Source organism: Binatus sp. (SeqCode), from assembly GCF_049584895.1.
Classification (GTDB): Bacteria; Desulfobacterota; Binatia; order Binatales; family Binataceae; genus Binatus.
Window position 1 is genome coordinate 44,257 of record NZ_JBAUYR010000041.1, and the last position, 8,365, is coordinate 52,621.

The following is an 8,365-nucleotide window of genomic DNA, read 5'->3' on the forward strand; positions in this document are numbered from 1 at the left end:
AATTTATTCCGTCGAAGCGATTGCTTGATTCCACTACTCGACCATACGGCGCAGCACTTCCGGATCTAACTCACTGGCTGGCGTGAAACGCCTTAATTCTGCCTCGGGCACTCCCGCGTGATACTTCCTCACTAGCTCCTCGGGATCGATCGGCGCACCGATTAGAACGTCCTTTAGGGTGTTGCGCATCCAGTCGTGCCACTTGGATTTCTCGACGTTGTCGATCGCCAATTCGACGCCGTTGTTATCGGGATCGCGGTAATACAACGACATCGTCAACCCATGGTGAATGCCGATCCGCGGTGTGATCCCGGCCGTCTTGAGGCGTTCATACGTCGCGATCCAATCACCGAGAGTCGCATAAAAGAAGGCGAGATGGTCGAGCCCTGCGCTTCCTTTCGGCTTATCGACGACACCGGGAAAGCCTATGAAAGCGATCCGATGGTGTTCGTCGTCGTAGGTCATGAACGCGATAAAATCGTTCTCGAACAAGACCTCACCATTGAACACCGTCTTGTACCATTCAATCATCTTGTCGAGATGCCCGGTGCGCAGCACTGCATGCGAGAGTTTTGCCGGCCTGATTGCGCTCGAATTACTATTTCCTGTGGACTCGGCACTCATTTCGATTCTCCTAAATTTCTAATTCATCTCCGGCAACAATCCCGCGCGCGTGACCTCGCGATGCTCACTTTTGTCCAGTGCCTCGGCGGCCTTCGACAGCGGGAACGTCGCGTCGCACATTTCGCGGTAGGGGAGGCGGTCGATGTTTGCGGCCAGGAAGTCCAGCGACTTCTTCAGGTAGTGCGGCGGGTAGGTTGCTACGCCGATTATTTCCAGTGATTTGAAGGTGATCGTTGACGGAGGGAGTTGGACCGTCAGGCCCGATGAGATGTTGCCGACTTCGATCACGCGGCCGCCGGCGCGCACCATCTTTAGTGCCTCGCTGAACGCCTCGGGGACGCCGGCTACCTCGAGCACCACGTCGGGCCATCCGGCGCATAGCTCGCGCACGCGTTTGTCGCGAGCTTCCGCATCTTTGTATTCGCGCATATCGACCGTCTCGTCGGCGCCGAATCGACGCGCCTCGCGCAAGCGCAGATCGACGCCGTCGACGGCGATCACATGTGCGCCGCGCGCCTTCGCGATCGCCATAGCATGCAGCCCGAGTCCGCCCGCGCCGAGCACCACCAGCTTTTCGCCGTAAGCCAGCCGCGCGCGATCGAGACTCCAGAAGACTTGCGACATCGCGCAATTCGCCGACGACGCGACCAGGTCGGGCACATTGTCCGGCACGCGGTAGAAATGCTGATCAGGCTTTACGACATAATGCGTTGCGAACGTGGCGGTGAAATGCGGCGGCTCATCGGGATGCCGCGCGCCGACCACCTTGGCGGTGCACGCCGCATGATTACCGCTGACGCAGTTTATGCATCGATTGCACACCGTGTAGTAGACCGGCGCGATCCGGTCGCCTTCCTTGACCGGAACGCTGGCCCAATCCGCGCGCACGCCCGCGCCGAGCGCCTCGATGCGCCCGCTCATCTCATGGCCTGGCATCACGCCGCGCCGCCCGAATTCGCCCTTCCACATATGCACTTCCGAGCCGCACACGTTGGTCTGCGTGACGGCCGCGACGAGACCGCCAGCGGCAGGCGAGGGAACCTCGTACTCGTGGAATTCAATTTTGTGTGCGGTTGGGATGAACGCGATGCGACCTTTCATAAAGTTTCTCCTAACTCTGCTTCTCCCCTCTCCTAAAGGGAGAGGGGTTAGGGGAGAGGTCTCTGCCCCGGTTTCATCCCGGACGAAAAAAATGTCAAGCCCGCGCGAGTGCTGGTCTACTGCGATGGAGGCTCTGGCAGTTTGAGATTCCCGCCAATCGAAAATCCGCGCATCGAAGTCGGCATCTCGGATTGTCCCTCTGTTTTATCAATCGTCGACGGAGGCCTGTGCGCCGGTCCCGACGATTGCGAAGACGCCGCCTGCTGCGGGGTGCCGCTCTGCTTGGCGAATGTCGGGCGATGAGTCTTCTTCGCTTCAACCAGGACCTCGCGCAGCAGATTCGATTCCTGGATTCCGTGCGACACGCAGTCGACGTCGGTCGCCGGATGCAACGGGACCTTGACCGAGGAGTTAAAGGTCGCGCGCACCTCGACCAGCGTCGCCTCCGTGCCGCGCGGGCGCACCAGGAAGTTGTACACGGACGACGAGTCCTGCTCCGGCTCTGCAATGTAAGAGCCCGCCACGCTCTTTATCTTTCCGCAATCGGCGTCATGCAGTGTGAAGCGCGGACCCACCGCTTCGATAATCCCGTTGGTCATATCCTGCGCCTGCACGTGGAACGAATTTTCGGTGATGACCCCATTCACCGCGTCCCATGCGAGATCGTACGGCAGCGGTATCACCACCTCCTGCTGCGCGTCAGGCGGCGGCTGCGTGACGGGAGGATATAGGCACCCGGCAGCGCACAGCCCCGCCAACAAACCCAAAATCGAAATTCTCACCCCAGGCATTCCTCGATCATCCGAATCGATAGCGACAGCATGATAACAGAAGCGGACGGAGTTGAGGCTAGCGCTTTCGCAGCGATCGTTATGCGCGCGCAACGCGGAGAGCGTATCGACAGTTGCGAACCTGCTAAGGATAAGACAGAAGAAGGACGGTATGCGAACACTCATCACAGGTGCTACTGGGCTCGTCGGAAAGCATCTCGTCGGGAAAATCGAGGACGTGGTCGTCCTGAGTCGCAACCCGGACGAAGCGCGGCGTCGGCTCGGTAAGGTTGAGGCGCACGCCTGGAATCCGGAAGGCGGCCCTGCGCCGGCTGACGCTATCCGCGGCGTCGAGGTCGTCTTCAACCTTGCGGGCGAGCCGGTGTTCGAGGGGCGCTGGACAGAAGAGAAGAAGCGCCGCATCCGCGACAGCCGTGTCCTCGGCACGCGCAACTTGGTCAGCGCGATCGCGGCCTCGGAGAGCCGGCCGAAGGTGCTCGTGTCCGCGTCGGCGGTTGGCTACTACGGCGATCGAGGCGACGAAGAGCTCGATGAACACTCAAGTGCGGGCGATGGATTCCTCGCGAAACTCTGCGTGGATTGGGAACGCGAAGCGATGGCGGCCGAGCAGCTTGGTGTTCGCGTGGTATGCGTCCGAATTGGGGTCGTTCTCGCTCCGAACGGCGGGGCTCTCGCCACGATGCTGACTCCCTTTCGGATGGGAGTGGGCGGTCGGCTCGGCAGTGGCAGGCAGTGGATGCCGTGGGTTCATATCAAGGATTTGGTTGGCGTGATGCTGCATGCGAGCCGGAACGACTCGATCCGTGGGCCGATGAACGGGGTCGCGCCACGCCCGGTGACCAATGCCGATTTTACGCGCGTGCTGGCGAATGCAGTCCACCGGCCGGCGCTGCTCCCGGTGCCGCGCATGGCACTTCGCCTCGCGCTGGGAGAGGTGAGCGACATCCTGCTCACGTCGCAGCGGGTCTTTCCGAAGGTGGCCGAGCAAAGCGGCTACGTCTTCGAGCATCCGAGCCTCGCAGGCGCGCTTGAAGATGTGATGACTTCGAAGTCCGCGAGCGCGTGAATTCCTCGACGCCATAGGCTTCGCCCCATTCCCCCTTGCGCGAAACTTTATGATAATCTCGGCATCGTTCGGGACCCGCCCGCCGAGGTGGCCCCGCGGAAGGTATTTGCCATGTCGGGTCATTCGAAATGGAGTTCGATAAAGCACAAGAAGGCGATCACCGATTCCAAGCGCGGCCGCGTCTTCACCAAGATGATCAAGGAAATCACGATCGCGGCGCGACTCGGCGGCGGTGATATCAATTCCAACCCGCGCCTGCGCACGGCAGTGACGGTCGCCAAGAAGCAATCGATGCCCAACGACAACATCGATCGCGCGATCAAAAAAGGCACCGGCGAAATTGCGGGCGCGTCGCTCGAGGAAATCACCTACGAGGGCTACGGCCCCGGCGGCGTCGCAATAATGGTCGACGTGCTGTCGGACAATCGCAATCGCACGGTCGCCGAGTTGCGGTTCGTTTTCTCGCGGCATGGCGGCAACCTCGGCGAAGTCGGATGCGTCGGCTGGATGTTCAAGAAGCGCGGCGTGATTGGAATCGAAAAATCCGCAATCGACGAGGACAAGCTGCTCGAACTCGCGCTCGACGCCGGCGCCGACGACGTGACCAGCGACGGCGAGACTTTCCAGGTTCTCACGTCGCCCGACAAGTTGAACGCGGTGCGCGACGCGCTGGAAAAAGCCCGTCTCGCGATCGCGCATTCGGAACAAACGCGGATTCCCGAAAATACGGTTGCGGTCTCCGGCCATACGGCCGGGCAGGTGCTCAAGCTGATGGAAGAACTCGAGGATCACGACGACGTGCAGAACGTCGCCGCGAATTTCGACATCAGCGACGAAGAGATGGCGCAGTTCTCGGCGGCCTGACGCCGCGCGGTGCTGCCGCGGAGGTGGGGTATGCGGATACTCGGGGTGGATCCCGGGAGTGCGGTGTGCGGTTACGGCGTGGTCGAGGGGCCGGGCATGCGCTACGTGAACGCAGGCACGATTCGATGCGCCTCGCTCGCGCCGGGTCCCGCGCGCCTGCATCGTATTCATGAAGTTCTTCTCAACATCATCGATGAGTTCGCTCCCACGGCGGTGAGTCTTGAGCGGCATTTCGTCGCGGCCAACGTGCAGAGCGCTTTTCGTCTCGGTGAGGCGCGCGCGATGGCGATGCTCGCGGCGGCGGAGCGCGGGCTCGCGATGTACGAATATCCGCCCAACGAAGTTAAGCTCTGCGTGGCAGGTCACGGACACGCCGACAAGGCGCAGGTGAAGTACATGGTACGCAAGACGCTGAAGCTCGACCCGGCAGTCGAGCTCGCCGACGACGCGGCCGACGCACTCGCGATAGCGCTCTGCCATCTCGGCCGCGGACGCATGCCGAACCTGGTCGAGTCGATCGAGCGCATCCGGCCCGCAGCGCCGCGCCGAACCAAACCGAAGATGGTGCCGCAATGATCGCGACGTTGTCGGGCGCGCTCGCAGTTCGTGACGCGGGGCGTATCGTCGTCGAGACCGGTGGCGTTGGCTACGAAGTACTGATCCCGCTCAGCACCTACTATCGATTGCCGCAGCTCGGTGAGCGTGTCTCGCTGATGATCCGCCAGGTCGTGCGCGAGGACGCGCTGCTGCTCTATGGATTCTCCAACGCGACTGAGAAGCGCGCCTTCGACCTGCTGATGAGCGTGCAACACGTCGGGCCGAAGCTCGCGCTCGCGATCCTGTCAATGCTCGCGCCCGAAGAACTCGTGGCTGCAATCGGCAAGGGGGACGTCGAGCGAATCGACGCGGTGCCCGGCGTTGGTCCGAAGGTCGCGGAACGCGTCGTGCGCGAACTGCGCGACAAGGTCGCCGACTTGAAGATGGCGGCGCCCTCCACCAGCACGTCCAACGGCCATCTGCGGCCTGTGCCCGACGCCGCCGCACGACCCGCTGGTCCATCGGACGAGGCGATTTCCGCGCTCGTGAATCTCGGCATGAAACCGATAGAGGCGAAGCGCACAGTTGATGCGGTCATAGCGGCCGACGCGGGCGCCGCGCAGAATCCTGAAATCATAATCCGAAAGGCGTTGGCGGTGCTGCTTGGCGAAAAGTAAGCCAATCGAAAATGCCGGCACGCCGCCGCCGCCAGCGGAAGGGCGGCTTACCGCGCGCGTCGGCCATGAGGACGATCGTCGCATCGATCTCGCGCTGCGTCCGCGCGCTATCGCGGAGTTCATCGGCCAGGAGCGCACCAAGAAAATCCTCGGCATGTCGATCGATGCGGCTCGTGGACGCGCAGAAGTGCTCGATCACGTGCTGTTCGCGGGACCGCCCGGCCTCGGCAAGACCTCGCTCGCGCACATCATCGCGCGCGAGCTCGGGGTCAACGTCCACGTGACTTCCGGACCGGCGATCGAGCGCGCCGCCGACCTCGCCGCAATCGTGAACAATCTCGAGGAGCACGACGTGCTCTTCATCGACGAGATTCATCGCCTGCAGCGCGTGGTCGAGGAACGGCTATATTCCGCGATGGAGGACTTCGAGTTTCACATCGTGGTGGGCGAGGGGATGGGCGCGCGCACAATGAAGCTCTCGGTGAATCCGTTCACGCTGGTCGGCGCGACCACACGCTCGGGTCTGCTCAGTTCGCCGCTGCGGGACAGATTCGGCCAGCATTTTCATCTCGACTTTTACAATCACGCGGAGCTGGGTGAGATCGTCCGCCGCTCCGCGGCTCTGCTGAATGTCGCGATCGATGAAGCTGGCGCGCACGAGCTCGCGTCGCGGTCGCGCGGGACTCCTCGAATCGCCAATCGCCTGCTGCGGCGCGTGCGCGACTTCGCGCAGGTGAACGAAGCGCCGGTCGTAACGCGCGAAATCGCGCTGGCCGCCCTGGAGCTGCTCGAAATTGACACCGCAGGCTTCGACAAAATGGATCGCGCGATTCTCGGCGCGATCATCGACAAGTTCGACGGCGGCCCGGTCGGCGTCGAGAGCCTTGCGGCCGCAGTCGGCGAAGAGTCCGACACTATCGAGGAAGTTTACGAGCCCTACCTGCTGCAAGAGGGATTCCTCGCGCGCACGTCGCGCGGCCGCGTCGCCACGCAACGCGCGTATACACATCTCGGCCGCATCCGCCGCGGCACTCTGCTGTGATGGCGATTTGCTAGAAGGTGTTCACGGGTGCGGCGCTAACGGATTGAACGCGCGGTGTCGCGAACGACTGTAAGTGAGGATCCTTCGACGCCTTGATCGCGATATCGCCGGCCATCTGCGCGATCGCGGGCGCAAATGCGGCGTTGAAGCGATCGGCAGTGTGCTTGTCGATTTCATGCGTGACCAACTTGTCCGCAGGGGGAAAAACGACTACTGCAGCGAACAGCACCAGGTCGGTTACGAGGTGGTCGTAGACGCCGGGCGCGTTGCCGTCGCAAGACCGCTCTGACGAAAGCTCTGCGACAATTCTCTGCGAACGTGGATCGACAAATGTCACTGTCAACTTCATCGGATCTGAAAGCTCCAGCTTGGGCGAAGCCAACAGGTCGGCACTGCCCGCAGCCTCTTCAGCCTCGACTACATTCACATTCTGAAAGTTTCCGCGAAACGCGCTTTGCAGCGTCTGCGCGAGCCCGGGGTTCAGCACCTCGACGAAAGCCTTGAAGTATCGTGGGTAGTCGAACTTCAAAGCAGGGTCGCCGATCACCGCGACGTTCAGCGGTAATCTCTCATTCCCCAGAGATGCCGGCGGTGAAATACTCTGCGGAGCCAGTTCGCGATTGACAGTGCAGCCTGCGACGGACAGGACAACCAAGCCAGAGAAGATCACGGTCGTCATCTGATTCATGAAAACACTAACGAAGGTCAAACCACGAACGCCGCTGGATAGCCAACGCGCAATGCAAAAAGCTTGCAGTTTTTACAACCGTTGCGCGCCGGCTATTCTATAGCGCTGAAGAGACACCCCGATGGCGAAGATTTATGTTCTCCAGCATCACCCGGTCGAGAGCCTCGCCAACATCGCCGACGCGCTCGAGGGCGCCGCGCTCGCATGGCAATACGTGCGCGTCGACCAGGGCCAGCCGGTTCCGGCGAGCATGAAAGGCGCGGGCGGCCTAATAGTGATGGGCGGTCCGGCGAGCGTCTATCAAACCGATCGCTATCCGTGGCTGCGCGACGAGATGCGACTCATCGAAGACGCGATGAAAATGAATCTGCCGGTGCTAGGTATATGTCTCGGCGCGCAGATTCTCGCGGCCGCTCTGGGCGCGAAGGTGGAACGAAATCCGTCCGGCAAGGAAATCGGATGGCATCCGATCCGCCTCAGCGATTCGGCTGAAGAGGATCGCTTGATGCGCGGGCTGCCCGCGACGATGACTCCGTTCCACTGGCATGGCGACATTTTCGAACTTCCACTGGGCGCCGTCTCACTCGCATCGTCGGACAAGACTCCGTGCCAGGCGTTCCGTCATGGCGACAAGGTCTACGGCCTCCAGTTTCATATCGAAGTGACGCGCGAAGGAGTCGCCGCGATGGCCAACGCGTTCGCGAAAGATTTAGTTCGCGAGAACATCCCGGCCGATAGAATGATGGCCCAAGCGGCCGAGTTCCTACCGCCACTCGAAAAGATATCGGAGACCGTCTTCACCCGCTGGGCCTCCCCGATCCAAGGCATGTCCTAAGTGAGCAAAAGTGATCCGGTTCCCCTTCCCTGGAGGGAAGGGGTTAGGGGTTAGGTGTCGAGTTGCAACAGGTTGTCCCTCGGAAGGCGAGAGATAGGAGTGCGGCCGCCGATGCCTTGATGGGGGCGGTGATGATTGTA

Annotated in this window: 10 protein-coding genes; 6 read left to right on the forward strand and 4 right to left on the reverse strand. The window is 61.6% G+C overall.

From position 1 onward, the window contains the following. Window positions 1–33: 33 nt before the first annotated feature. The 3 genes from WB650_RS08400 to WB650_RS08410 form a co-directional block, all read right to left on the reverse strand. Window positions 34–624: a VOC family protein gene (locus WB650_RS08400; RefSeq protein ID WP_423960130.1), complete on the reverse strand. Its 591-nt coding sequence runs from the start codon at window positions 622–624 to the stop codon at window positions 34–36. Window positions 625–642: 18 nt separating this feature from the next. Beyond that, entirely contained in the window at window positions 643–1,725 is a 1,083-nt protein-coding gene (locus tag WB650_RS08405) for a zinc-binding dehydrogenase (protein ID WP_422302563.1), read from the reverse strand. A 116-nt stretch (window positions 1,726–1,841) separates the two neighbouring features. Continuing rightward, complete coding sequence (locus tag WB650_RS08410; protein ID WP_422302564.1) at window positions 1,842–2,507, reverse strand: hypothetical protein; 666 nt, start codon at window positions 2,505–2,507, stop codon at window positions 1,842–1,844. Window positions 2,508–2,667: 160 nt separating this feature from the next. Between WB650_RS08410 and WB650_RS08415 the strand changes: the two genes are divergently transcribed. The 5 genes from WB650_RS08415 (at window position 2,668) to ruvB (ending at window position 6,702) form a co-directional block, all read left to right on the forward strand. Then, window positions 2,668–3,582, forward strand: a complete 915-nt coding sequence (locus tag WB650_RS08415) for a TIGR01777 family oxidoreductase (protein ID WP_422302566.1) — start codon at window positions 2,668–2,670, stop codon at window positions 3,580–3,582. Window positions 3,583–3,693: 111 nt separating this feature from the next. Continuing rightward, the gene (locus WB650_RS08420) at window positions 3,694–4,446 is read left to right on the forward strand and encodes a YebC/PmpR family DNA-binding transcriptional regulator (protein WP_422302568.1); all 753 of its coding nucleotides are present in this window, start codon (window positions 3,694–3,696) and stop codon (window positions 4,444–4,446) included. A gap of 30 nt (window positions 4,447–4,476) precedes the next feature. Continuing rightward, the gene (ruvC, locus tag WB650_RS08425) at window positions 4,477–5,022 is read left to right on the forward strand and encodes a crossover junction endodeoxyribonuclease RuvC (RefSeq protein ID WP_422301588.1); all 546 of its coding nucleotides are present in this window, start codon (window positions 4,477–4,479) and stop codon (window positions 5,020–5,022) included. After that, window positions 5,019–5,660 carry a Holliday junction branch migration protein RuvA gene (gene ruvA / locus WB650_RS08430; RefSeq protein ID WP_422301586.1) on the forward strand — a complete coding sequence of 214 codons (642 nt, stop codon included), beginning with the start codon at window positions 5,019–5,021 and terminating at the stop codon, window positions 5,658–5,660. Before ruvC ends, ruvA begins: the two co-directional genes overlap by 4 nt. After that, window positions 5,647–6,702: a Holliday junction branch migration DNA helicase RuvB gene (gene ruvB / locus WB650_RS08435; RefSeq protein WP_422301584.1), complete on the forward strand. Its 1,056-nt coding sequence runs from the start codon at window positions 5,647–5,649 to the stop codon at window positions 6,700–6,702. The genes ruvA and ruvB overlap by 14 nt, the downstream gene beginning before the upstream one ends. 10 nt (window positions 6,703–6,712) lie before the next feature. Here ruvB and WB650_RS08440 read toward each other — a convergent pair whose 3' ends face one another. Beyond that, entirely contained in the window at window positions 6,713–7,381 is a 669-nt protein-coding gene (locus tag WB650_RS08440) for a hypothetical protein (RefSeq protein WP_423960133.1), read from the reverse strand. Window positions 7,382–7,511: 130 nt separating this feature from the next. Here WB650_RS08440 and WB650_RS08445 point away from each other — a divergent pair, with 130 nt between their 5' ends. Next, a complete protein-coding gene (locus tag WB650_RS08445) occupies window positions 7,512–8,225 on the forward strand; it encodes a type 1 glutamine amidotransferase (protein WP_422301580.1) in 714 nt (237 codons plus the stop codon). Window positions 8,226–8,365 lie beyond the last annotated feature (140 nt).